This is a genomic window from Paenibacillus sp. 01T443, assembly GCF_056398325.1.
This window is the reverse complement of the sequence record NZ_JBFTPE010000031.1, coordinates 30,941-55,113: the sequence shown is the minus strand read 5'-3', so window position 1 is coordinate 55,113 and position 24,173 is coordinate 30,941. Positions and strand designations below refer to the sequence as shown.

The 24,173-nt window shown below is 49.3% G+C and carries 25 protein-coding genes and 1 pseudogene; 12 read left to right on the top strand and 14 right to left on the bottom strand.

What is annotated here, in order from left to right:
* A pseudogene (locus AC1DLI_RS31130) lies at positions 1-135 on the top strand (IS30 family transposase); the annotation flags it as partial.
* Between the two features lie 86 nt (positions 136-221).
* Here the strand turns inward: AC1DLI_RS31130 and AC1DLI_RS31125 are convergent.
* Positions 222-1,520, bottom strand: coding sequence for an aminotransferase class I/II-fold pyridoxal phosphate-dependent enzyme (locus AC1DLI_RS31125; RefSeq protein WP_477609081.1), 1,299 nt, complete (start codon positions 1,518-1,520; stop codon positions 222-224).
* 206 nt (positions 1,521-1,726) lie between these two features.
* Here AC1DLI_RS31125 and AC1DLI_RS31120 point away from each other — a divergent pair, with 206 nt between their 5' ends.
* Positions 1,727-2,512 (top strand): helix-turn-helix domain-containing protein, encoded by a 786-nt coding sequence (locus tag AC1DLI_RS31120; protein ID WP_477609079.1) that lies wholly within the window; start codon positions 1,727-1,729, stop codon positions 2,510-2,512.
* A gap of 69 nt (positions 2,513-2,581) precedes the next feature.
* Here AC1DLI_RS31120 and asd read toward each other — a convergent pair whose 3' ends face one another.
* Together asd and AC1DLI_RS31110 are read right to left on the bottom strand one after the other, a co-directional pair.
* Positions 2,582-3,370, bottom strand: coding sequence for an archaetidylserine decarboxylase (gene asd / locus AC1DLI_RS31115; RefSeq protein WP_477609077.1), 789 nt, complete (start codon positions 3,368-3,370; stop codon positions 2,582-2,584).
* Positions 3,371-3,452: 82 nt separating this feature from the next.
* Positions 3,453-4,217 (bottom strand): TspO/MBR family protein, encoded by a 765-nt coding sequence (locus AC1DLI_RS31110; protein WP_477609075.1) that lies wholly within the window; start codon positions 4,215-4,217, stop codon positions 3,453-3,455.
* A gap of 157 nt (positions 4,218-4,374) precedes the next feature.
* Here AC1DLI_RS31110 and AC1DLI_RS31105 point away from each other — a divergent pair, with 157 nt between their 5' ends.
* Positions 4,375-4,671: a hypothetical protein gene (locus tag AC1DLI_RS31105; RefSeq protein WP_477609073.1), complete on the top strand. Its 297-nt coding sequence runs from the start codon at positions 4,375-4,377 to the stop codon at positions 4,669-4,671.
* Positions 4,672-4,760: 89 nt separating this feature from the next.
* On the opposite strand, the gene AC1DLI_RS31100 is transcribed toward AC1DLI_RS31105, so the two are convergent.
* On the bottom strand, positions 4,761-6,023 hold the full coding sequence (locus AC1DLI_RS31100) for a Rossmann-fold NAD(P)-binding domain-containing protein (protein WP_477609072.1): 1,263 nt from the start codon (positions 6,021-6,023) through the stop codon (positions 4,761-4,763).
* Positions 6,024-6,253: 230 nt separating this feature from the next.
* Between AC1DLI_RS31100 and AC1DLI_RS31095 the strand changes: the two genes are divergently transcribed.
* Together AC1DLI_RS31095 and AC1DLI_RS31090 are read left to right on the top strand one after the other, a co-directional pair.
* Complete coding sequence (locus AC1DLI_RS31095; RefSeq protein ID WP_477609070.1) at positions 6,254-6,931, top strand: HAD family hydrolase; 678 nt, start codon at positions 6,254-6,256, stop codon at positions 6,929-6,931.
* A gap of 87 nt (positions 6,932-7,018) precedes the next feature.
* The gene (locus AC1DLI_RS31090; RefSeq protein ID WP_477609068.1) at positions 7,019-7,612 is read left to right on the top strand and encodes an MSMEG_1061 family FMN-dependent PPOX-type flavoprotein; all 594 of its coding nucleotides are present in this window, start codon (positions 7,019-7,021) and stop codon (positions 7,610-7,612) included.
* Positions 7,613-7,699: 87 nt separating this feature from the next.
* Here the strand turns inward: AC1DLI_RS31090 and AC1DLI_RS31085 are convergent, their stop codons facing one another.
* The 6 genes from AC1DLI_RS31085 to AC1DLI_RS31060 are packed head-to-tail and all read right to left on the bottom strand — an operon-like array spanning position 7,700 to position 14,442.
* Positions 7,700-8,860 carry a YheC/YheD family endospore coat-associated protein gene (locus tag AC1DLI_RS31085; protein WP_477609066.1) on the bottom strand — a complete coding sequence of 387 codons (1,161 nt, stop codon included), beginning with the start codon at positions 8,858-8,860 and terminating at the stop codon, positions 7,700-7,702.
* Positions 8,817-9,314, bottom strand: coding sequence for a GNAT family N-acetyltransferase (locus AC1DLI_RS31080; protein ID WP_477609064.1), 498 nt, complete (start codon positions 9,312-9,314; stop codon positions 8,817-8,819). Before AC1DLI_RS31080 ends, AC1DLI_RS31085 begins: the two co-directional genes overlap by 44 nt.
* 1 nt (position 9,315) lies before the next feature.
* The gene (locus AC1DLI_RS31075) at positions 9,316-10,470 is read right to left on the bottom strand and encodes a YheC/YheD family endospore coat-associated protein (RefSeq protein WP_477609062.1); all 1,155 of its coding nucleotides are present in this window, start codon (positions 10,468-10,470) and stop codon (positions 9,316-9,318) included.
* Positions 10,470-11,849, bottom strand: coding sequence for a YheC/YheD family endospore coat-associated protein (locus tag AC1DLI_RS31070; RefSeq protein ID WP_477609060.1), 1,380 nt, complete (start codon positions 11,847-11,849; stop codon positions 10,470-10,472). Before AC1DLI_RS31070 ends, AC1DLI_RS31075 begins: the two co-directional genes overlap by 1 nt.
* Positions 11,846-13,060, bottom strand: a complete 1,215-nt coding sequence (locus tag AC1DLI_RS31065) for a YheC/YheD family endospore coat-associated protein (protein ID WP_477609058.1) — start codon at positions 13,058-13,060, stop codon at positions 11,846-11,848. The genes AC1DLI_RS31070 and AC1DLI_RS31065 overlap by 4 nt, the downstream gene beginning before the upstream one ends.
* Before the next feature lie 11 nt (positions 13,061-13,071).
* Positions 13,072-14,442: a YheC/YheD family endospore coat-associated protein gene (locus AC1DLI_RS31060; protein ID WP_477609056.1), complete on the bottom strand. Its 1,371-nt coding sequence runs from the start codon at positions 14,440-14,442 to the stop codon at positions 13,072-13,074.
* Between the two features lie 237 nt (positions 14,443-14,679).
* On the opposite strand from AC1DLI_RS31060, the gene AC1DLI_RS31055 reads away from it, so the two are divergent.
* Positions 14,680-15,015 (top strand): YlbF/YmcA family competence regulator, encoded by a 336-nt coding sequence (locus AC1DLI_RS31055; RefSeq protein WP_477609054.1) that lies wholly within the window; start codon positions 14,680-14,682, stop codon positions 15,013-15,015.
* A 127-nt stretch (positions 15,016-15,142) separates the two neighbouring features.
* A complete protein-coding gene (locus tag AC1DLI_RS31050; RefSeq protein WP_477609052.1) occupies positions 15,143-15,427 on the top strand; it encodes a hypothetical protein in 285 nt (94 codons plus the stop codon).
* 193 nt (positions 15,428-15,620) lie between these two features.
* On the opposite strand, the gene AC1DLI_RS31045 is transcribed toward AC1DLI_RS31050, so the two are convergent.
* A complete protein-coding gene (locus tag AC1DLI_RS31045) occupies positions 15,621-15,974 on the bottom strand; it encodes a helix-turn-helix domain-containing protein (protein ID WP_477609050.1) in 354 nt (117 codons plus the stop codon).
* Positions 15,975-16,205: 231 nt separating this feature from the next.
* Between AC1DLI_RS31045 and AC1DLI_RS31040 the strand changes: the two genes are divergently transcribed.
* Both AC1DLI_RS31040 and AC1DLI_RS31035 read left to right on the top strand, forming a co-directional pair.
* Positions 16,206-16,679 (top strand): hypothetical protein, encoded by a 474-nt coding sequence (locus AC1DLI_RS31040; protein ID WP_477609048.1) that lies wholly within the window; start codon positions 16,206-16,208, stop codon positions 16,677-16,679.
* A gap of 88 nt (positions 16,680-16,767) precedes the next feature.
* Entirely contained in the window at positions 16,768-18,129 is a 1,362-nt protein-coding gene (locus AC1DLI_RS31035; protein WP_477609046.1) for a DRTGG domain-containing protein, read from the top strand.
* 7 nt (positions 18,130-18,136) lie between these two features.
* Here the strand turns inward: AC1DLI_RS31035 and AC1DLI_RS31030 are convergent, their stop codons facing one another.
* From AC1DLI_RS31030 to AC1DLI_RS31020, 3 genes are all read right to left on the bottom strand, one after another.
* Positions 18,137-18,433 (bottom strand): YtpI family protein, encoded by a 297-nt coding sequence (locus AC1DLI_RS31030; protein ID WP_477609044.1) that lies wholly within the window; start codon positions 18,431-18,433, stop codon positions 18,137-18,139.
* Between the two features lie 87 nt (positions 18,434-18,520).
* Positions 18,521-19,036 (bottom strand): sporulation membrane protein YtrI, encoded by a 516-nt coding sequence (locus AC1DLI_RS31025; protein ID WP_477609042.1) that lies wholly within the window; start codon positions 19,034-19,036, stop codon positions 18,521-18,523.
* A gap of 3 nt (positions 19,037-19,039) precedes the next feature.
* The gene (locus AC1DLI_RS31020) at positions 19,040-19,366 is read right to left on the bottom strand and encodes a YtrH family sporulation protein (protein ID WP_308999611.1); all 327 of its coding nucleotides are present in this window, start codon (positions 19,364-19,366) and stop codon (positions 19,040-19,042) included.
* Between the two features lie 138 nt (positions 19,367-19,504).
* On the opposite strand from AC1DLI_RS31020, the gene AC1DLI_RS31015 reads away from it, so the two are divergent.
* From AC1DLI_RS31015 to AC1DLI_RS31005, 3 genes are all read left to right on the top strand, one after another.
* Positions 19,505-23,167, top strand: coding sequence for a DNA polymerase III subunit alpha (locus AC1DLI_RS31015; RefSeq protein ID WP_477609040.1), 3,663 nt, complete (start codon positions 19,505-19,507; stop codon positions 23,165-23,167).
* A 208-nt stretch (positions 23,168-23,375) separates the two neighbouring features.
* Positions 23,376-23,867 carry a phosphatidylglycerophosphatase A family protein gene (locus AC1DLI_RS31010; protein ID WP_477609038.1) on the top strand — a complete coding sequence of 164 codons (492 nt, stop codon included), beginning with the start codon at positions 23,376-23,378 and terminating at the stop codon, positions 23,865-23,867.
* Between the two features lie 95 nt (positions 23,868-23,962).
* Entirely contained in the window at positions 23,963-24,154 is a 192-nt protein-coding gene (locus tag AC1DLI_RS31005) for a hypothetical protein (protein WP_053374720.1), read from the top strand.
* Positions 24,155-24,173: the final 19 nt, after the last annotated feature.

Below are 24,173 nucleotides of genomic sequence, written 5' to 3'. Positions count from 1 at the left end.
GGTCATGACCTTGCAACGGTTTCTGACGAGGAACTGGCAGATGCCGTCCGCCTCATCAACCATCGCCCTCGTAAATGTCTGGGCTGGAAGTCTGCATCCGAATCCTTCATGGACGAACTGTCGCACTTAGCTTGACAATCCATCATCTAAAAAAACCGTGATCGCAGCCGTTGTCTTCGAGACAAGCCGCAATCACGGTTTTTTTTGCTTTTTAAATATGCTTATTGTGCGATTAATTCATTAACCGCTTTGAAAATCGTATCGAACAGCTCTTCAAGATTCTCTTCCTCAATGCAGGAGAAGGCAACGCGCAGATCGGTTTCTCCCAGTGCAATCGTTCCGATGCCATACTGGTTAAGCAATTGAACGCGAACGGCTTCAGCTGTAACGCCGCTTAGCTTCAAGCACATAAAATAGCCGGAGTTAAACGGATAGTAACCCCAAACGTCACCGTAGCGGCCGCTGTCGAGCAGTTCTTTGACCCGGTTTGCACGGCCTTTCATGATTTCGTATTTCTCCGCTTTTTGAGCTTCAAACTCAGGAGAAGTCAAAGCGCGCAATACGAATGTTTGCGAAGGATGAGGGCCGCTGGAAATGGTTGCGCGAATAATGCCGGTTGTTTTTTGCTCAAGTGCGGCAAGAACAGCAGCCGAACGCGATGCGTAAGTAATAAAACCTACGCGGAAGCCCCAAACGTACTCTTCCTTCGTTGCGCCGTCCACCTTGATCGCAAGGACGCGAGGGTGAAGGTCAGAAAGCTTAGCGAACAGAGATTCGTGCAATGAATCCTCGAAAAACAAACCGAAATAAGCATCGTCGGTTACGACAACTACATTGATTCCGGCTTCGGCGGCATCGCGAATCGCAGCGACAATTTCTTCGCCTTCCTCAGGGCCTGGCGTGTAGCCTGTCGGGTTGTTCGGGAAGTTAAGCACAACAATCGCTTTCCCTTTTTCCTTCTGAGCAAGCAAAGCCTCGCGTAGACCGGCACTGTTAAAGCGGGTTTGATCATTGTAAAGCGGATATTCCACGATTTCGGCACCGCGCCTGATACCGAAAGTCAGTTCGTAATTTTCCCAGTTCTTATTCGGGATAACAACCGCATCACCGGCATCTGCAAATAAATCGGCTACGATGCTAAGGCCGTGGGTCAAGGCATTCGTCACGATCGGCGTTCCGTAGCCCTTTGACTCAAGGGAAGGATTGTCTTTAATCATCTTGGTACGCCAAGCAGCACGAAGCTCGGGCTTCCCGCCGGGAGGTGCATATTCATATATATCTTTCGGATTGTAAGCAGAGAGGGTCTCTTGGATTACCTTGAGATGCATTGGCTGTCCGCCTTCTGTTGCAATTCCGATAGTAGCGTTAAATTTAGTTGCTTTTGTTTTCGCTTCGGCGGACTGACTGAGTATGCCCTCCTTCGGGAAATAAATCGCTTTGCCTAAGGTTGACAACATCGCATAGACGTTCGGACTCTCCGATTTCAACGTCTCGTTTAACTGCTGAGCAAGTGGGTTCATGGACTTTATTCCATCCTTCCGAAATCATTCATTTGAATTGAGTATTATCAGGCGTGAGCCGTTTTCGCTTGTCGGGTGCTATTATAACATTTTTTCTAAGCTGCAAACCATTCTCAAAGCAAATTTTTTCGTAATTTTAGTCGGCTTGCACAAAAGTTTGCCACTGTTGTATGATGACGGCATAGATTTGTACAGGAGGTTGCATTATGCTGCACATTTCGCCGGATTCGTTCGTTCTTTTGCCTGCCTTTGCCAAAATCGTATGCGAGCCGGGCTGGAGATGGGCGAGGCGGGAGAAGCCCATGGCCAATTTCGACTTATTTTATGTGTGGAGCGGTGAAGGGGAGGTTGAAGTTAACGGTACCCCGTATGAGGTAGGTCCTGGCAGCTGTTTTCTGTTTCGACCCGGTGATTACACAAGCGCTACACATAACCCTCAGCGGCCGCTGGTATTATCATATATTCATTTTGCCATTAATGAAACGATAGACGCGGTGCCGAACCGGTATAGGCAATTGCAGGACACCGTTGATTTTGAATACATGCTCTCGCGTTACGTCAGGCTTTTTCTTGTTCAAACCTATGCGGCGGAGGAGGAGGCGCAGCTCGTTCTGAAGCAGCTGATGATTCATCTGCTGAGAGAGGACAAGCAGCTGCCCGTCGAGAAGAAGGCGAGCAACCAGCTGACGGAGGCGATTCACGAGGTGGCAAACTTTGTGCGCCAAAATCCGAGCATCGCTCACCGCGTTGAAGATTTGGCTATGCGCGCCCAGCTGTCGCCACGGTATTTTTCGATGAAATTCAAAGAGCTGATCGGCATGTCGGTGCAAACCTATATGATACGCACAAGAATTGAGCGGGCACAGCATTTACTTATGCATGCGGGCATGAATGTTACGGAGGTAGCCGATGCTCTAGGTTATCGCGATATCTTCTTCTTCAGCCGTCAGTTTAAGCAGTATACGGGACGCAGTCCATCGGAGATAAGATAAAAAACCCGCATCCCCTCAGCAATGGGGGGATGCGGGTTTTTTGCCGTACGAAAATGACATCCACATGCTCTAGCTGTCTTGCAGAGTGCCAAGACGCTCGCCCATGCGTACCTTCATGCCGAGCAAGCCGTTAGCGCGCGGCGTGAAATTTCCATCCTCCAGCAGCAGCACGACGGTGGATCCGAACTCGAAGTAGGCAAGCTCCTCACCCTTGAGCATTTCGGTCTTAAGAGGCTGCACATATTGAATGCTGCTGACGTTCATCGCGCCAACCTTAACGACTGCCGTTTCTCCTGTTTGATGCTGCATGTAGGTAATAAGCCTCTCGTTGCGGCTGAGCACTCTGCGCATATGGCGAAGGCCAAAGTCATTAACCGGATACACTCTGCCCGCTATATGCTCGCGCTCCACTACGCGTCCGCTAACCGGGGTGTGGATACGATGGTAATCGGTAGGACTTAAATAGAGAACGATATAATAACCGTTCATGTAATTAGCCGTTCTTGGAGAACGGTTAAGCAGCTCGTCAATCGTATAGTCCTGTCCTTTTACATTGACAATTGTACCGCTGTTTATGGAGCCAGCGCCCGTAATAAGGGCATCAACAGGGCTGACCAGCGAGTCTTCGGCTTCATGGATATCCCGAAGCCCAGGCTTTAGCCGCCGGGTGAAAAACTCATTTAACGTTTTATATTGGGAAAGAGGTTTTTCTGCTTCCTCTATTTTAATGCCGTATGTCGATGCGAACCTGGATATAAACCGACGGCTGGCAGCAGATTGGGCAAATTTGCCGGTAATGCGGGATATCCATTTGCGCGAGCTTAATTCTGTCATGGAACGAAGCAGCCATTTTATCATACGTGAACCGTCACGTCCTTTCCTGCAAGGGGCAATTAGTCCTGGCACCCACCACACAGTGTGACATATCCGATTCTATTTTTCAATATGAAACTGCTTTCCTTTTACTTGTAATGATGAAAACATAGACGGCTGAGGCTGCTAAAAGAGCCGCGAGGATGAATGCTGCAACGCTGACATCGGTTTGCTGGCCTTCTTTGATAGCAATAGCGATAAAGGACCAGATGAAAACAAGGATAATGGCAGGATCGCGATACGTAAAGCCAATAGCAAGTGCGAGCAGGGTGGCTCCAACAAGCAGAGTAACGGTCCAGATGACATCGGATAAACCAAAGCCGTTCCAATCCGTTGCGGATAATGCGACCGTAATGTTTACGATGGTCGCCGTGCTAATCCAGCCTAGATAAATACTGAACGGAAGCCTAACGAGATAACGCTCGCCAGGCGCCTGCGATTGATTGTCTTTTCTAACGGCTTTATATATGAAAACGAGAGACAGGAGCAGGGCAAGCATGATGAATACGCTGCTGCCAAGTTTTTCGTAATGCCAAACGAGAATCCAAGCGATGTTAAGCAGGCAGCTGATTAGAAACCAAGGACCAATGCTGTGTATGATTTTACTGCTTGCTGCCAGCGGGCGCATCTGATAAGCGACATAGCCGATCAACAGAAAATAGATCACAGACCATATTGAGAACGCATAAGGAGCAGGGGTAATCAGCACAGGGTGTTTAGCCGATAATTCCCCCGTTGTTTTTCCGTTAATAGGGAGCCATTGCGCCAATCCGTTAATGACAAGCATCGCGGCGAATCCAATGAGATTTAACCATCGAAAGCTGTTTTTCATTGTCGATCCCTCCTTCGATTCATTTTTCACATGAGGCTCATGTATCATATGTAAACAATCACTTCATTTTTTATTCACGTTATGTTGCAAGCAAAGCAGAATCCAGGTTTAAGGCTGGTTTAAATAACCGAACCTGTCATTAGAGGTGAAGGTAATTATGATGATCATGATAGGCGCAGCCTTAGCAGTCGGAACCGTCTTAATCGTATGGATTAGTCACATGAGCAGACTGGCCAGCCGTATTTTTGACGGAATAGCGGTAGCGGCAGTTTTTTTATTTTTTGTAACTGCAGCGGATGCCGTTGCGGAGACACTCGTGCATGACACCGTATTTATGACGGAAGTGCATCGGGTCCTTAAAAATCCAGTCTTTCTAATTAGCGGCGCCTATCTGGGTCCCTATGCGCTCGCGAGAATCGCCATGCTGCCGGTTTACATGCCTAACTCGAAATAAGGAGCTATCCGTGCCGATTGTTTGGATCAGCGGATAGCCCCTTCATTGTGGTGCAGGGTTGCTGCAGCAAGCCCCGTTTCATTATTCGATTACTCCCATACTCGCATACGCTGGAGCAGCAAGCCGTCCGTGCCTGCATTCGTGCCTCGTACGAACGGCTTCATAAAGTACGGAACATAATTGCCGTAGGCGTTTAGTTCCGCGTCCGCTAGCTCGTCTACCCAGTGAACCCCTTTTGGTACAGCTTCAAGCAGTAATGAGCATACGCCTCCGTAAATACCGCATGCCACTTGAAAATAGGTTGCGTTCGTTCCATAAGAATCATAAATCTCCTTATTGTGCATTACGTTGTATAAATAGCGCTCATGATCCTCGTATACGAGAAGAACGCCGACCAGATCGGAGCCTTCAAGCTCTGCATCGCGCGGATCAAGCAGCTGATGGTTCCAATCCCAGAGCTCATCCGAATTTTCTAAACGCTTATGAAGGATTGAAGTCGTAACCTCATTCACCTTATAAAGAAAACCGATCTCGAATGGATAACGCTCACCTAGTGAAAGTACTTCCTCGTGTGGCATTAGGCAGCCTTCGAAGCTTTGTTCGCCAAGTCGAACGAAGAAGGTCTGCGCATAAACGGGATCATACAAAAATAAAGCGCGATGACGGCTGACGAACATGGGATAATTCAGAATCGCTTCATCCAAATAACATTCGGGTGACCATGTACTGTAAATCGTTTTTGGTTTAAGCAGCGTTCGATCGGCATAAAAGCTGTTGTCTGTTTCCACAATATAACAGGCCAGCGGCATCTTGTCTGGCTGCTCCTGCATGAGTGAGATAGCCATCCACTGCACGACGCCAGGGTTCATTCCTGACCCAATAATAGCTTGCAGCTCGGCGTATTTGCTTTTGTGTTCTTTTAACCTTACATAACGTTCAATGAGCGTAAAGCCTTCAAGCTCGTTAAGCTCATCCACCTCCGCGTTCTCTAGAGCAGTATTCACGTATGCGACAGCCAGCTCATTGCAGCATTCAAGCATGTTTAACGTATCTGCCCAGGATGCGTCGATCACTAGAGAAGTAGACGTTTGAATCAGATGATGCTTGAATTTGTTCACATCCTGCAGGTCGATTTGGTGAAGCACAAGCAGATTGGCAAGCTGAGGGTAATAGGCTGAGATTTCATCGTGATTCTGAAGCTTTACATCTACACAGTGTATCTTGCTGCCTGTTAATTCCTTATGGAGCGGAGCATTCACATCTTGAATGACTCGTTCCAAAAGGGCCAGCACTGCTTTGCCTACACCTCCGCCGCTCCCAAGCAGCGTAATGACGATATTGTTTTTTACCATAAATCTAACAACTCCTTCCCGTTGCTGTCAGCATACGCAGGTTGCTGCTTGTCTGCCATTAGCATTAATTCCGTGCCAAACACACAAATTGTGTGCATTGCTGCGTGGTGTAATGTCAGCAGGCTAAAGCTTAAAGGCATTTGTATACCATCGAAAAGACTAGCTGCAAGCTTGCGATTAATTCCCGAATTCCAGTATGATAAGAGCAGACTTTGAAGGAGGATTTAACCATGAGTGAGCTTAAGCTTCGATTGCCGGAGGCTGTAATATTCGATATGGATGGCACGCTGTTTGAGACCGATACACTGCTTGTGCCTGTTCATCACCGCGTGTTTGAGACGCTTCGGGAGGAAAGGCTGTACATGCAAGAAACACCGCCAGTAGAGCGTTTGCTTAGCTGCTTAGGTATGCTTCTGGAAGACATTTGGCGTCAAGTCATGCCAGACAGCACGGAGGCTGCTCGGAAACGGGCTGATGATTTACTGCTCCAGTATGAGTTGGAGGGCTTGGCAGGGGGAGAGGGCGAACTTTATCCTCATGTGGAGGAGACGCTGCGCGAGCTCAAGTCACGCGGAGTTAAGCTGTTTGTCGCAAGCAATGGTCTGGAAGACTATGTGAAGGGCGTTGCCCGTTATAAAGGAATTGATGGGCTGTTTGACGGTCTTTACAGCGCAGGTGAATACGCGACTTCGAGCAAGGTTGATCTAGTGGCGCGCCTGCTTCATGATCATGGTATTCAATCCGCTTGGATGGTCGGCGACCGTTCCTCCGATGTGGAAGCGGGCAAAGGAAACGGATTACAAACCATAGGCTGTGCCTACGCGACTTATGGACGTGCCGCGGAGCTAGACGGCGCAGATGTATTGATTTCCGATTTCCGCGAGCTTACTGGGCTGCTGGAGAAATAAAAGAACTAGCCTCGGCTCTAACGTCTGAATACTCCGTGAAATCCGGTTAGTCAGCCGATTAGAGCGACGGGCGGAGGGAGCGCAATAGTGGCTGAAGCAAGCTTGAATAATGATATAATCGTGACCGCTGATCAGTTAAAAGAGATTATCGGTACCCCGCATGAAGCGGTTGTTAAGAAAAGCGTTTCTCAAATGGAGGACCATATTCGGCACTTCTTATCCTTATCCCCCTTGTTTTTCTTATCGACTTCGGATGCGGCGGGACGATGCGATTCGTCGCCGCGCGGTGATGAAGCCGGCTTCGTGAAGGCGCTGGATGATCACCGGCTTATCTATCCGGAACGGCCGGGAAACCGCCGGATCGACTCCTTGCTGAATATACTGCAAAATCCGCAAATCGGGATGCTGTTCATTATCCCTGGCATGCAGGAGGTGCTGCGCATTAATGGACGCGCATCGATTACACGGAATGCGGAGCTTATCGAAAAGATGGAATGGAGCGGTAAAACAGCTGAGCTTGCTGTTATCGTAGAGGTTCAGGAATGCTTCATCCATTGTCCGCGTGCCCTTAAGCAGTCAAGCGTATGGGATACACAGACATGGCCCGGAGCAGAGGAGTTGCCATCGACAAAAGAGATGTTCAAGGCCCATTTGCAAATGAACGGCTATGAGCTGAAGTAACATGAAATAAAAACACCTGTTAAGAGGCTGCGGTTTGGCGCAGGCCCCTAACAGGTGTTTTTATTTTTAGAATAGATTCCTATTCATTCAATCACGCTTAAAGCCCGCTTTAACGTCAGAAACGGCTGCCGGCTTTTCCTTGGCTTTCTTGCTTTTCTTCTGATTATAGAGCCATAGTGCATACTCGAGCGGACGAATAATGGCTTTGCGGTAAACCTCTTTCTCGCCAGCCTGTGCAAATACCTCCCGTGCGGGCTTGGGATTAACCTCAAGCAGCCAAATGCCGCCTTTGCGATCAATGGCCAAATCGAGTGCAAGCTCACAAAGCCTGCCGTAGCTGAGCTCTAAATAAGCTGCAATCGCTACGCCGAGTTCTTCGGCCTCCTGCTTTACCTGCTCAGCCTTGGACTCATCGCCAAGCCATTCCTTCAGCAATGCACTCATCGTTGCAGCACTTCCGCCGCCATGTAAATTAGACGTGATGCTGCCGGCGGCGCCAATTCTGCCCGCGCACCCCGTTACTTCCCATGCGCCTTCGCCGTTTTTTTGGACGAGCATGCGATAATCGTGTACGCGCCCGCTGGTAAGTTTTATATGAATGCCCTGCTGGGCAATATAACGGTTGCTTTCTAAATTCCATGGCGCCAAATAGCTGCTTAGTTCTGCTGCTGAAATATGTTGCGGCCGGATAATCCGTCTTTCTTGGTCGCGGCCTTGGATATGAAGCTGTCCTTCCTTCCGCTTCTCAATTCGTAAAATACCTCTTCCGCCCGTGCCGTTAATTGGCTTTAGATAGACGAGCGGATATTTCCTAAGCATGTCAGAAACGACGTGACTGTCTTCGATATATTTGGTTGCCGGCAGATACTCTTTAAAGCGGACATCCTTTGACAGGGTGCGGTGAACGATCCATTTGTTTCGCAGCATGCGGTTAAGAAAGGTAAGATGACCGTAGGTTTTGCGGAATTTCTTAAGCTGCTCGAAGCGGTAGGAGCGCTGGATGCGGCATCGATCATAGATCATATTCGGAAATGAGGTCCACCTGCGCGACCAAGTCTTAGAGTCTGGATCGTAGAACCATGCATGAATTTTATTTCCCGTATAATTGACATCCTTCGGGGTAAAAACGAAGACGCTAAGTCCTAGCTTTCGTCCGGCGGAAGTCATTTTTTGATAAATGGATCGCTCCTCCAGCAAGCCTGCTTCATTGAGGTACAAAGTCAGGATGCCTAGGATGGGCTGTGTCATTCGTGATTCCCCTTTCAAAACGAAGCGTCGGTTTGCCGGTTGGGCCTCTATGCATGGATACGGCAGTCATGCCTAAGCGAAAGCACAGCGCCATGCTAGCGGTGTTATCCGTAGAAACATTGCAGCTGAGCTTGCCTAAGCGCTGAATCATAGCCTGAACGAGGGAGCTGCCGATCCCGAGGCTTCTTGCTTCCGGATGAACGACGACCATGCAGGCGGCTTCACCGCCTGCCTCGGCAAAGCCGAAGCCGACGATGCGGCTGCCATGTTTTGCAATGACAGCCACCGCCCCGCATTGACGGTTCAATCCTTCTTCAAGTAAAGCGGGGTCAAGCTTGCGAAGCGCATGGATGGTCGATACGGCAAGCCGCTTATCCCCGAATCGTATGGAAAAGCCTATGAGTCTTTTTTGTTCCGCTAACCATGATTCCGGTGTAAGCAGCTCTAGTTCCATGTTATGCGCCTCCCGCTTTTTCTGTTTTTAGCCTTGCTAAATAAGCTCCGTAATGAAAAATACGTTCCAGCGATTTTTTGCGAATATGCGGCTCATCGAATTTCATTGGCTTAGAATTCGCTTCAAAAAACCACATGTTGCCGTCGCTGTCCACCCCTAAATCCATTGACATCTCGCCAAGCAGTTGACCGGAAGCACGTTCAATCTGTTTGGCAATCAGAACGGCGGTGTTTTTAGCTTTTATAAGCAGTTTACGCCCCTGCTCTTCATTAAATGAATTAACGAGCAGCTTTTCGGGATCATCAATCATCCCGCCGCGCGGAACATGGGTTGTAATACTGGAAACGCCGGCGATCCGCGCGCCAATTCCGGTAATATCCCATTGTCCGCGCTGGTTTTTTTGAACAAGCGCACGCAGGTCGAAACTTCTCTCATTGAAAGAAGCAAGCCTGATCCCCTGCTGCGCAATATAGGCTTCTCCGCCGCTTTGCTTCTGGATACGGCTCCAGAGCTTATAGATCGTAGAGCAGTTGTAGGTGGCGCTTTTTTTGTTTTCTTGAATTTTCAGCCGGTAGGGGAGCTGCTTCTCGGCATAAACCTTAATCGTCATTATGCCTTTTCCGGCTTTTCCGCTCTCGGGTTTTAAATAGAGATAGGAATGCTTTTGCATCATCCGGCCCAGGCCTGTTATCGTTATCAGCTTGCGGGTCGTAGGAATATAGGGTTTGGTCGTCTTCGATAAACGGAGCCATTCGAAGAGATCCCATTTGTTGAAGAAAGCCGGATTAAACAGGGTCACTCGCGGATGCTTTTGGCAGGCATTGATTTTTTGCTTGACCGCGGGCTGAATCTCATCCTCCCGCAGGGGAATTCGATTGTAGATAATGTCGGGAAAAGGCAGCAGGCGCTGCTGCCAGCTATCCTCGTGCTCGTTGTAAACGAAGCCCTTGAGCGTGCTTCTTGTGAGCAGCAGGTTTTTGACGGTCAGAACATAGACGATAAAGCCCATGGATTGGCCGGTTCGGATAATATCAACAAAGTTGCTGCGGTTGCCGCGAAAGAGCTGTATATTATCCTCAATTGTCAAAATGGCGAGAACGGTTCTGCCGGCGCGCTGCTCTCTGGAATCTGAGTCTCCGGGAAGTAAGCTGTCCATCAGTTATTACCTCCCTGGCCTTGGAAGCGGCTGAGGTACAGGCAGTGCTCTAAGATATAAGACAGTGAAGCCCGCCCTTCGGAACGCAGCGCCGGATGCTTGAAGATCGAACGGCCAGGTTTGGCATTGGCCTCGAACATCCACACTTCTCCGTCCTTATCAATGCCAAGATCCAGTCCCAGCTCACCAAGGCGGTGCGGATAGTTGCGTTCGATCGCTTCGGAGAGCTTGATGGAGGCGAGCTTCGCTTTTTCAAGCACGGCATCGGCTTCCGTTCCGAACGTCTTGCTGAGGGCTTGCTCAGGCGTCATGAGTGAACCGCCGTTTTTGACATGTGTCGTGACGCTGCCGCGTCCTGCTTTCTTGGCTCCAATGCCGGCGGGAATCCATTCGTTATTTCCGTTCTTATGCATATGGAATCGGAAATCGAGCGGGCAGCTGTCTATTTCGACGAGGCGGATCCCCTGCTGAACGACATAATGATTCAAGCTGCTGCCGTGCTTTGCCTGAAGCATCCGCATAAGGCTGCTAAAATTATTGAACCGCAGAAGTACATTTTCGCTGCCCTTGCGGTAACGGGCGAAATAACCGCGCTTCGGATGATAGGTCAGACGATAAATGCCGACGCCGAGACTTCCTGCGGTAGGTTTGAAATAAAGAAACTGATGCCTCTCGAGCATTTCCTTTATTTTTTCGGCAGAAGGACCAGAAACGGATTCGGGCAGATAATTCAAAGCTTCCGGATCATTATCGAGAAGCTTATAAACATCGGCTTTGTTGAAGAAGCTCCAGTTGAAAAACGGGATTTTTCGGCGGACGAAGCGCTCCCGCAGCGAGTTAATGGAAGCGGACGTTTCCGCTTTCCGGCTCGGCAGCCGATTGTATACGACATCCGGCAGCGGCACGATTTTACGGTACCAGCCGCCCTGCGAATTCAGGAAGTAGCCGTTGACTGTTTCCTGCTGCCAGTTGATGTCGCTCGGCGTAAAACCGAAGAGGTAAGCTTTTGACTCGCCGGTTTGGATGACCTGCTTAATAAACCCGGTGCGGGGACCGAAGGGATTGCTTTCGGATCGTATGGGGTTATCACTCAGTATGCCGACTAACGGTCCGAGCTGAACCTCATTTTCACCGGAATTAAGCACATAAACGTTGCCTGATTTCGGAACTCTAATCGATTGGCGGACGCCTGCTGATAAATACAAATGATTTCCGGGCCGTTTCAGCTGCTTAATTTCAGCGACGATCACCTCATTGCCAAGCTTGAGGTGAACCGATTTTTTGCCGGAGAGCTTTAGATGCTTTAACAGCGGGCTGGACAGATATACGATTTTATTTGATTGCTGTGAGAAATGTACGTTACAAGTTGTCAAACTCATCGATGAACCTCCTGAACGTTGAAAGGCCGTAATAGGTTGTCGGTGCTTGAATGATGAAGACGGCCGTTTGCGAATTCATTGGCTACAAAGGACGGTGATAAGCGCCTTGTCAGAGTGCGTGCATATAAAAGCGGTCTTTCAATCGAAAGCCGCTCGGCCTCATGGTCGCCTATGATTTGAAAGGAAGAGCGACCAGGCTTGGAGTTCGCTTCGAGCAGCCATAGCCGGCCGCTCTTATCAATACCATAATCTAATCCAAGCTCGGCAAGTCTGCCGAATTTATTTTCCAGTCGTTCTGCTGTTTGCTTGCTTATTGTATGGATCTGCTCTAGCAAACGTTCGGCTTTTGACTTGCCAAATTTGGCAGAAAGCAGCTGAGCGGCTGCACGAGCCCCTCCGCCTCCGTGCAGATTGGACGTCAAGGATCCCACTTGACCTGTACGCACTGCAACCCCTGAGATTGACCAGCTGCTTTTTTCATCCTTTTGGATGAGTGCCCTTACGTCAAACGGCTTGTTATCTTCCCCGCTAAGCTCTAAATAAGGCTGTATTAAATAGGAGGAATGCTTAACGAAACGCGTGATCCATTTTTCAAAAGCTTGATCCTCCGTAAAAGCGATCGTAAAGGAAGTGTTCTGGCGGCTGCGGCCTGTTACGAGCGTAGACCGCTCAAGCAGGCAGCGCGTCACATGGACGATGCCTCTGCCCTGCATGCCTGAAGAGGGCTTTAGTATCATACCGCCGCTATGCTGTTCAGCTAGCCGCAGCAGCTGCTTTGCTGATATGAACGGCAGCGTGTGGGGCAAATGCTTATCTAGTAAGCTCTGCCCTTTAAGTGCCTCATATACCGCAAGTTTTGCAGGAAGCGTTCCGTTTAGCAGCCGATGGGGCTTGATTTGAGTCAGCTTGCTCAGCATGCGGCGGCAGCCTAACCTTTGGCCCGCATCGGTAAAAAAACATCGATCGTATACGATATCGGGCAGCGGTACGGGCTGACGTGTAAAGCGATTTTGCTCCCAGCGGTAGCCAAAGAGCTGCTTCGAATGCATCGGAAAACCTTCCGCGGCAAATACATAAACATCGATACCAAGCTGCTTGCCTGCTTGGCTGAGCGCTCTGTAGAAGGAGGGCTCAGGCAAAATGGGCTTTGATTCGCGATCCAGGGTAATCGAGGCGACGACAATACCGAGTATGACCATTTGAGCCTGCATGGGAGCCTCCTTTAAAAGCCCGATAAGAATCGGGAATATTGAATCATCATGCGGACAGACGGGCGAATCTTATTGTCATTCAGCGGCGTATTATCGTTTTTGGAAGGCTTTGAATTCACCTCGAGCAGCCATACGCGACCGCTCGTATCCATTGCAAGGTCGATGCCAAGTTCCCCGAAATGCGCCGGAATTTGGGTGTCCACGCCTTTTGCGATATTAAGAGCAGCCTGTTGGAGCCGATACACCGCGTTCTGCTTGCTGACCCCGGCCTGCAGGTTAGACTTTGCAACGGCTTCGCCAACCGTGCTGAGCGTACCGCCGCGTGCCAAATTTGAGACAAAATGATGGTTTCCGGCCGTTCGGGCCACAATGGACGTAATCGTCCATTTACCGCTGGCGTTTTTTTGGACGAGTGCTCTAAAGTCGACCGGCCGCTTCTGAATCTCAATCAGCTGCAGCCCCTGCTGAATTTGATACCGCACCGTTTTCATCTTGACGGAAATGGATGAGAAAAGCTGAAGCAAACTGGTATGCTGCTGTCTGCGAGTGCCTGCCGCGGTTGCGTACATGGCTTGATAATTGCCCGCGTCGAGACGTGTTATCCGAATGATTCCTTTGCCTAAGCTGCCGCGAACCGGTTTGAGAAATACGCTGTTGTACCGGGAACACATCGACTTCAGTGTCGTGTAGTTTCGAAGCAAATGCGATTCCGGCAAATAGCGGACTAAGGTCTCATCCTTCTTCAGCGCGTCGAAAACCTCGGTTTTATCCAAAAACTTTTCGTTGAAAACGGTCGTCTGATGCTGCAGTTTTACTTCTTTCATGAAATGTTGTACGCTGGGTCTATTCTCCAATTTCCGTGAGGTTAGACGGTTATTGACGACATCGGGAACAGGCATAGTGGCCTTGCGCCAGCCGTCTGCATAGATCCAACCATCAACATTGTCGAGACTTGTGCCGATCTGGTTCGGTGTGAAAAAATAAACGTATGCGCCTTGCGCCGTACAGGCTTCTACAAGCTCCCTGCAAAACATGGTAATGGAACCAAAGGGTTTATCCGGCATATGCGGGTAATCCCGGCTGACTAGAACGCCGATTAACGGTCCCATAACAAGTGTAGCTGTGCTGGCTTTATATTGCAGTCGAATGGCTGTGCCGTTTGATAACCCCATTAGTCTGGCTAAGCTTTGGCTCATTCTCATTCCATCGTACTTTGCAACAGGAATGATCTTCACATGCTGCCGAAAAGCACCAAACTTCAAAATGATGTGCTGGCCTTGAGGGATTTTCCACTGCCTTACAAGTTTTTCGCCAAGCATAAGCGTATCTTCCGGAAGCATGCCGGAGCTGATCACCTGTACGGCTACTTTCGATTTGAGCATCATAAATCTCCTTCCAAGCAGGAGGATGACGATAAGTGGTAAGCGGCCTATAGGTGTTTTACACGAATTACTTCATCATATGAGGACATCTATCCCTTTGTGAATCCGAAACGGGCCGTATGCTTGTGTAGTTTTCGTTAGCTTTTCCATAAAGGACTTGGCTCTTCTTTCGATGAGGGGTTATGATTGAACCAATAGAATAATAAATAAGAACTTAAATGAATGGGAGAGATACGGATGAATGTATATGACAAAGCTTATGAATTAGCCAAAGCGCTTAAGGAGAGCGAGGAAGCAAAGCTGCTGAAGCTCGCCAAGGAGGAAGCGGAAGCCAATCCCGAGGCCAAGAGCATGCTGGATGATTTTCGCGAGCGCCAAACCTTCCTGCAGCAAAAAATGATGGCTGGTGAAGAGCCATCTGCCGAGGACATGGATAAGATGAATAAGCTCTACGAGGTCATCTCGCAAAATCCGCAGATCGGCAAGCTGCTCGATGCAGAGCGCCGCTTTGCGGTCGTGTTCGAGGATGTTAACCGCATTATTTCTGATGTATTGAAATCTATCGTAGATTAAGCGTAAACGGCTGTCGCCGTCCTTTGGCGGTAAAAAGATAAAAGACATATAACCTGTCCCTGCTTCATAGAATGGTAATGCGGACAAGATGATTGGCCGCTTATGACTCTGTGAAGGAGCTGAAGGTATGTTTTCCGGAAAAGGCCGTCATGTATTGTATTTGCTTATAGCGATTGCGATGCTCGTATATGCGCTTCCGCGTCTGGAACTGAGCGCGCCGTGGAGCTTAATGAGTGTATTTGGACTAGTGTGGCTCGCGTTTGCTTCATTGATTGTCATCGCGAATGTCAATGTGTTGATTATGAGTGAGGAGAAACGAAGAGAGCTGGCTCGCATTAAGAAGGCAAAGGCGCAGCTTTGGGAACAGAAACTTTTGCAGAAAGCTTCTGCTTCCAAAAGAGCGCGTGGCTAGCTTACGATTGAGAGGAATTGTGAGTGAGCTGCTGAAAAAAAAGAAGACCCGCCGGTCCAATGGACAGCGGGTCTTTTTTTTTGAAATTTTAACCTTATACGATGCTTAGATTTTACCGCGGAACGAGCTTTCGCCGCCAAGGACGGCGTCAGCCGTTTACGCATGTATATAAACTTATCGATCTGAGGTTCGCTTATTGAATTTCTTTAAATTGAACGAGCTGTTTGACGAATCGATAAACGGCTTCCTGCTCCTTCAAGCTTAAGCCGTTCATTTGATGAACAACCTTGGTCGCGTAGCCTTCTTCCTCAGGTGAATCTGCGTCATCTGCAATGGATATGACGTTCACGATTTTCTCCAGCGGCGTTTGGAGCGCATGCGCGATTTTGCTGAGCACATCAATTGTGGGATTTTTTTCGCCGCGCTCAACCTGTCCCATATAGGATGCGTTTATGTCAGCGCGCAAAGCAAGCTGCTCCTGGCTTAGCCCTCTTTTTTTTCGCAGCTGACGGATATTTTCACCAACAAGCCCCGCAATTTCACTCATTTTGTCACCTCAGCCTAACGATAAAACTTTAGCATTCCGTCAACAACGTCCTATAGAGCATATTAAAAAAAACGACTATAGTCATTGACTAAGAGCTGGGCTCTTTACTATAATTGTGTAAAAAAGTATCATTCTAATATTATGATTACCTATTAAGGATCAATTTACCAATTGAAAGATTGATGGTAGGATAATAGAGGTCAAAAATATTGACGCGAGGAGGATGGAAAAGTGGTTGACGAATTCGATTTCTTCAGAAAAGTTCGTGCATATTATAACAATGTTCCCTTCCTTGTACAGTTCACCTACCGCTTGTCTCATCGTGTCGATAAGGCTGTTACGGCAAGAGGTACGTTTAGCTGTCGCGTTAATCCGCATACCCAAATCGTTGAATATGTGCTTGATCTGAAATCAGACTCTATTTCCAGACCATATAGCGAACATAGCTCTTTTTTGTTCTCCAGTATATATGAAGAAATTCCGGCGCAATTTATTGAAATGAATCAATTTCCCATTCAATCGCTGCGTTACCCGCTTCCGATTGAATACGATTGGCAGGCCTTTGTGATGTCCGGCGCGGAGGATGCAATCCATATGCAATCGATACAGCAGCTATTCAAAAAATGGAGATTCAAGAGTACGGATGAACAGCTGGTGGACGGAAAACTAAAGGTCGAGCAGGTGCTGCTGCAGTGGCAGCTTTAGACAGGACATAATCGGGGCGGGCATGACTTGTCCTTCTCTTTCACTTATAATAAGGGAATAGGTTTGCAAGTTGGACGGAGGACACGAAGTGGCACCAATCGGACCGGGTAACGAGACCAGCACGAAGCATGAACAGATTTTGAATTATATCCAAAGCCTCAAGATCGGAACGAAAATTTCAGTTCGGGCAATAGCCAAGGCGCTTAGCGTTAGCGAAGGCACGGCTTATAAGGCATTTAAAGAAGCGGAGAGCTCAGGGCTCGTCAGTACGAAGGAACGGATCGGAACGGTACGAATCGACCGTAAGCGCCGTGAGGCACTCGATCAGTTGACCTTTGGAGAAGTGGCTGAAATCGTAGAAGGAAGACTGTTTGGCAGCGCGGCCGGACTCGATAAAACGCTGCATAAGTTCGTTATAGGAGCAATGGAGCTGGATGCGATGCTGCGGTACATCGACGAAGGCAGTCTTCTAATCGTCGGTAACCGGACCGGTGCGCATCGCTGCGCACTAGAGGAAGGAGCCGGCGTACTGATTACCGGCGGCTTCGAGCCAAGCGCGGAAGTGATCAAGCTGGCAGACGAGCGGGCACTGCCGATTCTCTCGTCTAGGCATGACACCTTCACGGTTGCCTCTATGATCAATAGAGCAATGTATGATCGTCTGATTAAACGTAAAATCATGTTGATTGAAGATATCGTAACCTTCAGTAAACCGGCGGATGTGCTTCGAATCGGACAGTCTGTTCAAGACTTCCATAAGCTTTCCCGCGAAACCGGCTATTCCCGTTTTCCCGTGGTAGACGAGAGAAGCAAGGTAGTTGGAATGATGACGGCCAAGGATGCGGTTGGTTCGCAGGAGGAGGGTACGGTCGATCGGGTGATGACAAAACATCCGATTACGGCTGCTCCGAATATTACCGTTACGTCTGCTGCCCATACCATGGCCGCAGAAGGCATTGATTTGCTGCCGATCGTAGACAGGCACCGCAAGCTGCTTGGAGTTGTAACAAGGCAAGAGGTTCTTGATGCCATGCGATTTGCAGGCAAGCAGCCGGAATCCGGAGAGACTTTTGAGGATCTGATGTGGGCAGGTTTTATGGCAACGGCAAATGTCAGTGCAGCCGGGCAGGACGAGCTTGGCTTAGCGTATAAAGGGACGATTACACCGCAAATGTCGGGAGCGCTTGGGATGGTGTCGGAAGGTTTGCTGGCTACGTTAATGACGCAAGCTGCGCGCAGAATGATTCGGGAGACCGCCAAGCGTGATTATCTGCTGGAGAGCATGACGACTTATTTTGTAAGGCCCGTACAAATTGATAGCGAAGTGACGATTATACCAAGGGCACTGGAGCTGAGCCGGAAGTTTACGAAGCTTGAAATCGAGGTTAAGGATGCGCAGGGCTTGGCCGCCAAAGCGATGATGACGGCCCAAATGATTGATCCCTACTAATCGCAGGTTAATTTTTAGGCGTGCTGTATAGGCTGAGGCTACGAAGTCCGGCAAAAAGGTTGAACACGCCGATGACTAAAAAAATCGCGCCTATGACGATGCGAAGGGTAGATTCCCCAGACAAAAACAGCTGTACCAGAGCAATAAACAGCAGCATGACCCCCATGCTAATGTTCATTCTGGCCGAGAAAAGAGATCTAGTCCTCGCATCGGAGGAACGGCGCGATTTAAAGCTGAAAACAGCAGAAAGCACGAGTGAAATAAGGATGCCCGGAACGAGCAGCCATTGTAGAAGTTGATCCAAGAAAAAGCAGCTCCTTTAAGTTATGTAGGTACAACAGCAACTCGCGATTAGACAGGCTCTATTGTATCACGAATCACAGGCGCGTGCTTAGGAGGGAGGCTTTACGTAGTCCCGGACCTCCACCCATACTTGAAGGATATTATCGACGACTAGAATCGTATTCACTTCAATCGTATAGTCCTTGTTATGCACATCCATATAAACTTTCCTTTCAAGCAGCTTCCTTGCGAAACGGGCGTCGGAATCGATCTCGTAGATGCTCCTTCCTAGGAAACTCTTAAGATCCTCTTTGATACGTTTGATCAGCTCGGCTTCGGTGACTTGATCTAGTCGAGGCCGTTTGGTATCTTGCCCGGCTTCCTTCTCGATGCGAGGGAGCACGCTTTTTATAACCGTATGCTGATTTTTGAATTGGTTTAAGTTCTTTATATCCGTCTCGTACTGCTCGAGTTGTACCTCAAGCTCGCTCTTCAATGTAATTAAAGCCTCGAACCGCGCCAGAAAAATGGAATTGTACACAATTGCCCCAATGATCATCCCGAGTGTTAATACCCCTACCATTTGTAGTCCTCTCACGAAACGGTCAAACGGCGGCAGACGCATCGCTTATGCGGCTCCCTTGCAGATGAGACGAACCAGTTCCGTACCTAAATGTGCGCCAAGAAAAGCGATGATAATAAAACAAATCTGCTGCGCGGCAGGCGATAATTGCCCCTGCATGATATTGCTTTCAATGACGCGAACAGGATCGATGGAGCCTCCAATCGCTGCTACGATCGCCCATATTTTCAGCCTTGCGGCTGTGTCAAGCATAGTCGTCGCAGGCGGCAGCAGCATAAACACCGACCCGATCCCCGCAAGTGTAGAGCCCCCTAAGACAACGCCGAACGCAATAAAGAAATCAAGTCCCGCTTTGGACAAAAAGTAGCTCATCGATATCCCTCCAAAAAAATAGTGATGCATCACAACGCTCCATGCCGTATGCTCTTCTACCATTCTATGGGCGTGTCCACTGCGATTATGATAAAATAGAGTTAACTTATTTGGACGAAGCAGAAAGGATCGGATGCGATGAGCGGCCAGAACGAACAATCTTTCGTGCATTTGCACGTTCACAGCGAATACAGCCTGCTTGACGGCGCAGCCAGAATCCGTGACCTTACTGCAAGAGCAGCAGAGCTTGGAATGAAGGCGCTGGCGCTGACCGATCACGGGGTGATGTACGGTGCGATTCCATTTTACCGGGCATGCCGGGCGCAAGGAATAAAACCGATTATCGGGTGCGAGCTTTACATGACGACAGGATCTCGATTTGAGAAAGGTTCGCGCAAGGATAATCCGACTTATCATTTGATCGTGCTTGCCAAAAACGAAGCAGGTTACCGGAATCTGATGAAGCTTAGCTCAATCGGGCATTTGGAAGGCTTCCACTACAAGCCCCGTGTGGATATCGAGATGCTGCGAAAGCATTCGGATGGACTCATTTGCCTTAGCGCATGTCTCGGGGGGGAAGTATCGCAGCATTTGCTGCATGATCGGATTGAAGAAGCGCGAAGCAGCGCCCTGCGATACAAAGATATTTTTGGAGAAGATTTTTATTTGGAGCTTCAGGATCACGGCCTTTTGGAACAGAAAAAGGTAGTCGCTGAAATGATCAAGCTCGCTGCCGATACGGGCATTAAACTTGCGGCAACAAATGATGTGCATTATCTGCGCGCAGAGGATGCTGCTATGCAGGATGTACTGATTTGTATCGGAACGGGTAAAACGATTGAGGACGCCGATCGCTTGCGCATGCTGACGGATCAGATGTATTTGAAAACCGCGGAAGAAATGGCCCTGTTGTACCAGCATGTGCCGGAAGCGCTTGCGAATACGATGGAAATTGCGGGTAAATGCGAGCTGGAGCTGACGCTTGGCCGGGCTGCCCTTCCTATATTTCGGCCAGTACCTGCAGGGATGAGCTCATCTGAATATTTAATTACGTTATGCCGTGATGGCTTGATGGCCCGATATGCGGGAATGCCCGAGTGGGCGGCTGACGTTGATTTTAGGCAAAAGGCAGAGCAGCGGTTAGAGTACGAGCTTTCCGTCATAGATAAAATGGGATTCAGTGACTATTTTCTCATCGTATGGGATTTCGTTCGGTTCGCCCATGAAAGAGGCATAAGAACCGGTCCGGGACGCGGCTCGTCCGCGGGAAGCTTGGTTGCTTATACGCTGCGGATAACCGACGTGGATCCGCTGAAATATAAGCTGTTGTTCGAACGGTTTTTGAATCCGGAACGGATCTCCATGCCCGATATCGATATTGATTTCAATGATGAGCGCCGTGATGAGGTTATTGCTTACGTGGCTGCCAAATACGGGGATGAGCATGTTGCGCAGATTATTACGTTCGGAACGATGGCCGCAAAGGCTGCTGTTCGGGATGTAGGGCGGGCGATGAACGTGCCGTTTCAAGAGGTGGACCGCGCGGCTAAGCTCATTCCAAATCAGCTTGGCATCACGCTAGATGAGGCGCTGAGAATTAGCACCGAGCTTCGCGAAGCGAGCGAGCGTCAGCCGAAGACGGCAAGCATGCTGAAGATGGCATTGAAGGTTGAGGGGATGCCGCGCCATGCCTCTACGCATGCTGCGGGCGTCGTCATCTCTCAAGAACCTCTTACGCACTATACCCCTGTGCAGGCAGGTAGCGAGCAGATTCCTCTTACGCAATATTCGATGGAGCATTTAGAAGCAATCGGCCTTCTAAAAATGGACTTTCTCGGCTTGCGCACGCTCTCGATCCTTGAGCGCGCGCTTCAGGCCGTAAAGGAGCAGCACGGCAAAGTGATCGATTTCCATACGATCAGCGACGATGATCCGGCAACGTATGCGATGCTCAGCCGCGGGGATACAACAGGTATTTTTCAGCTCGAGTCCGCAGGTGTCCGGCGTGTTCTGAAGGAAATGAAACCGACGGAGTTTGAGGATATCGTCTCTGTTCTCGCTTTGTATCGTCCAGGACCGATGGAGTTTATTCCGAAATACATTCAAGGCAAGCACGGGCTTGTCAACGTTGAATATCCGCATCCTTCACTTGAACCGATTCTTGCGGATACCTACGGTATCATCGTATACCAGGAGCAAATCATGCAAATTGCGTCCTTAATGGCAGGTTTCTCGCTTGGCGAAGCGGATTTACTGCGCCGCGCTGTCTCCAAGAAGAAGCGCGAAGTGCTTGACGAGGAGCGGGCGCATTTTGTAAAAGGCAGCTTGGCCGAGGGTTATTCCGATTCCGATGCCAATCATGTCTACGATATGATCGTACGGTTTGCCGATTATGGCTTTCCGCGCGCGCATGCTGCGGCTTACGGCGTGCTTGCCTTCCAGACGGCTTGGCTCAAAGCCAATTATCCCGTTCCCTTTATGGCTTCGATGCTGGCCTCTGTAACCGGGAACCAGCGGAAGACGGCAGAATACGTGGATGAATGCCGTCGGATGGGCATTGCAGTTTTGCCGCCGGATGTAAACGAAAGCAGCGTTTCCTTTACACCGACGAATCAAGCCGTCCGCTTCGGTCTTGCGGCAATCAAAAACGTTGGAACGCAGGCTATTGAAGCGCTCTTGAAGGAGCGCGGCGAGCGGCCTTTTGAAAGCCTTCTAGATCTTTGCAAGCGAGTGGATTTGCGGGTTGTGAACAAACGGGTGCTGGAGTCTCTCATTCAAGCGGGAGCGTTCGATTCGCTGCCGGGGCATCGTGCTCAGCTGCTTGCCGCTCTAGAGGAAACGGTAGAAACCGCAGTGAAATGGCGTAAGGAGCGCGAAGAGCTGCAAATCGAAATGTTCGGTCTCGACGAAATTCAGAATTGGGATGTCGAGCTTCCGGATATTCGTCCCTATACGACGGGGCAGCAGCTGGATTTTGAGCGAGAGCTGCTAGGTCTTTACTTATCGGGGCATCCGCTGGATGCAGCCGAGCAGCAGCTTGCGCCGTTAGGACTTGACCGGCTGCTCGAACTAAGTGATGCAAAGGACGGCGTGATCGCCATCGTGGGCGTTATGGTTGTGTCGGTTAAGCCTTACACGAATAAAAAAGGTCTCTCCATGGGCTTCATCGAGCTGGAGGATCGCATTATGCGAGTAGAAGCGGTCGTTTTCCCAACGATCTGGAAGCGGATAGGCAGCAAGCTTGAGAAGGGCGGTCTCGCAATCATACAAGCTACGGTTCAACAGCAGGATGATGATTATAAGCTGATCGTCGAGGATTGCGTCCCGATTGAGCATGAGAATATGGATCTTGCTGTTCATGTAGGACGGCTCCAAAAACAGGCAAAATCGCGTGCGGCACGCACGGTCGGCGGCACTTCCGCTCCAGGCAGAGCTGCCACGCCGGGACCTGCCGCACTAGCCACTCAAGCTGATCGGCCTGCTGCTGGGAATCAAGGAGCCTTCAAAAACAACTCACAGGCAGATAGAAAAAGCGGAAATGAGCAAGGGCGATCACCTTCGGATGAGCGTAAGCCGCAGCGGGTTTATATCAAAATAATTTCAGAAAATGAGCAGCCCGTTATACTTGAGCAGCTTAAAGCGATACTCTCGGAACATTCCGGTCAGCTTGCTACCGTGTTGTTTTACGTGCAAGGACAAAAGTCGATTGCGCTTAGCGATAGTTATCGCGTTAAACCGTCCGAGCAGCTGCTTGCTGCAGTTGAGCAGCTGCTCGGCGAAGGCGCGATCGTGGTCAAATAAGCAAGGACATTTCTACCCTTCCTAAATATCCTGTAAACAAAAGTATTTCGTATGCACGTCAGGGCTTGTACGCGCATATGTTTAGAGATACAAGCGACGATGGCAATGGAGCTTCCGATTGGGGAGCTGCATGTTAAGGACAGTGTCATCTGATCACGCTATTGTTTCCAAGATAGACGTACAAGCAGTTACGGGAGGGATGAGTCCGATGACAGGAATCGAGAAATGGCTCTTAAAACGAGGGGTATCGATCGACGACGTAACCGAAATCGTATATTCGCTGCAGCGTCCCTACAATGGTGATTTGACGATGGAAGATTGTGAGGAAAGCGTTAGGGCGGTACTCGATAAGCGCGAGGTTCAATATGTCATGTATACAGGGATTGCTTTAGATGAGTTAGCGGAGCGTAAATTACTGCCTGAGCCCTTGCAATCGATCATGGAATCCGATGAATCGCTTTATGGTGTCGATGAGACGCTGGCGCTCGGCATAACGAGTGTTTATGGCATGATTGGATTGACGAGCTTCGGATATTTGGATAAAGTAAAACCCGGTATTATTCGTCAATTGAATGTGAAAGGCGAACGCATTCATGTGTTTCTGGACGACTTGGTTGCTGGTTTAGCCGCTGCTGCATCGGCGAGAATTGCGCATCAAGACCCGAAAGCGATCCGATATGATTTGCCGGATTCGCCATGACTATGGTATCATTATGAGATCATATGGCCTGTTACCGGGATAGCTATGCTTAGTAAGTGAGCTTTGCGGAAGCAAAGTTTTCAGGAGGTACCATGATGTGGACGGTCATTTATATCGCACCAACAGCAAAAATCGCAGATAACATCAAGAAGCGGCTAACGGAGGAAGGATTTTTGGTGAAAATCCGCTCTGTCAATCTGTCCAAACAGCAATACGAGATACTAGTCCCATCTGGCGAGTTGGAGGAAGTACAAGAAGTATTTAACTCCATTATGCGGCCACTATGATGGATAGCTCTATACTATT

What these genes read in the sequence shown, in the direction of transcription:
- AC1DLI_RS31105 (WP_477609073.1), top strand. Translation starts at nt 4,375, where the DNA reads ATGATGATCATGATAGGCGCAGCCTTAGCAGTCGGAACCGTCTTAATC.
- AC1DLI_RS31045 (WP_477609050.1), bottom strand. Translation starts at nt 15,974, where the DNA reads ATGAGTGAAATTGCGGGGCTTGTTGGTGAAAATATCCGTCAGCTGCGA.
- AC1DLI_RS31125 (WP_477609081.1), bottom strand. Translation starts at nt 1,520, where the DNA reads ATGAACCCACTTGCTCAGCAGTTAAACGAGACGTTGAAATCGGAGAGT.
- AC1DLI_RS31100 (WP_477609072.1), bottom strand. Translation starts at nt 6,023, where the DNA reads ATGGTAAAAAACAATATCGTCATTACGCTGCTTGGGAGCGGCGGAGGT.
- AC1DLI_RS31060 (WP_477609056.1), bottom strand. Translation starts at nt 14,442, where the DNA reads ATGCTCAAATCGAAAGTAGCCGTACAGGTGATCAGCTCCGGCATGCTT.
- AC1DLI_RS31015 (WP_477609040.1), top strand. Translation starts at nt 19,505, where the DNA reads ATGAGCGGCCAGAACGAACAATCTTTCGTGCATTTGCACGTTCACAGC.
- AC1DLI_RS31085 (WP_477609066.1), bottom strand. Translation starts at nt 8,860, where the DNA reads ATGACACAGCCCATCCTAGGCATCCTGACTTTGTACCTCAATGAAGCA.
- AC1DLI_RS31055 (WP_477609054.1), top strand. Translation starts at nt 14,680, where the DNA reads ATGAATGTATATGACAAAGCTTATGAATTAGCCAAAGCGCTTAAGGAG.
- AC1DLI_RS31020 (WP_308999611.1), bottom strand. Translation starts at nt 19,366, where the DNA reads ATGAGCTACTTTTTGTCCAAAGCGGGACTTGATTTCTTTATTGCGTTC.
- AC1DLI_RS31120 (WP_477609079.1), top strand. Translation starts at nt 1,727, where the DNA reads ATGCTGCACATTTCGCCGGATTCGTTCGTTCTTTTGCCTGCCTTTGCC.
- AC1DLI_RS31025 (WP_477609042.1), bottom strand. Translation starts at nt 19,036, where the DNA reads ATGCGTCTGCCGCCGTTTGACCGTTTCGTGAGAGGACTACAAATGGTA.
- AC1DLI_RS31010 (WP_477609038.1), top strand. Translation starts at nt 23,376, where the DNA reads ATGACAGGAATCGAGAAATGGCTCTTAAAACGAGGGGTATCGATCGAC.
- AC1DLI_RS31110 (WP_477609075.1), bottom strand. Translation starts at nt 4,217, where the DNA reads ATGAAAAACAGCTTTCGATGGTTAAATCTCATTGGATTCGCCGCGATG.
- AC1DLI_RS31065 (WP_477609058.1), bottom strand. Translation starts at nt 13,060, where the DNA reads ATGCAGGCTCAAATGGTCATACTCGGTATTGTCGTCGCCTCGATTACC.
- AC1DLI_RS31050 (WP_477609052.1), top strand. Translation starts at nt 15,143, where the DNA reads ATGTTTTCCGGAAAAGGCCGTCATGTATTGTATTTGCTTATAGCGATT.
- AC1DLI_RS31080 (WP_477609064.1), bottom strand. Translation starts at nt 9,314, where the DNA reads ATGGAACTAGAGCTGCTTACACCGGAATCATGGTTAGCGGAACAAAAA.
- AC1DLI_RS31075 (WP_477609062.1), bottom strand. Translation starts at nt 10,470, where the DNA reads ATGGACAGCTTACTTCCCGGAGACTCAGATTCCAGAGAGCAGCGCGCC.
- AC1DLI_RS31005 (WP_053374720.1), top strand. Translation starts at nt 23,963, where the DNA reads ATGTGGACGGTCATTTATATCGCACCAACAGCAAAAATCGCAGATAAC.
- AC1DLI_RS31095 (WP_477609070.1), top strand. Translation starts at nt 6,254, where the DNA reads ATGAGTGAGCTTAAGCTTCGATTGCCGGAGGCTGTAATATTCGATATG.
- asd (WP_477609077.1), bottom strand. Translation starts at nt 3,370, where the DNA reads ATGATAAAATGGCTGCTTCGTTCCATGACAGAATTAAGCTCGCGCAAA.
- AC1DLI_RS31070 (WP_477609060.1), bottom strand. Translation starts at nt 11,849, where the DNA reads ATGAGTTTGACAACTTGTAACGTACATTTCTCACAGCAATCAAATAAA.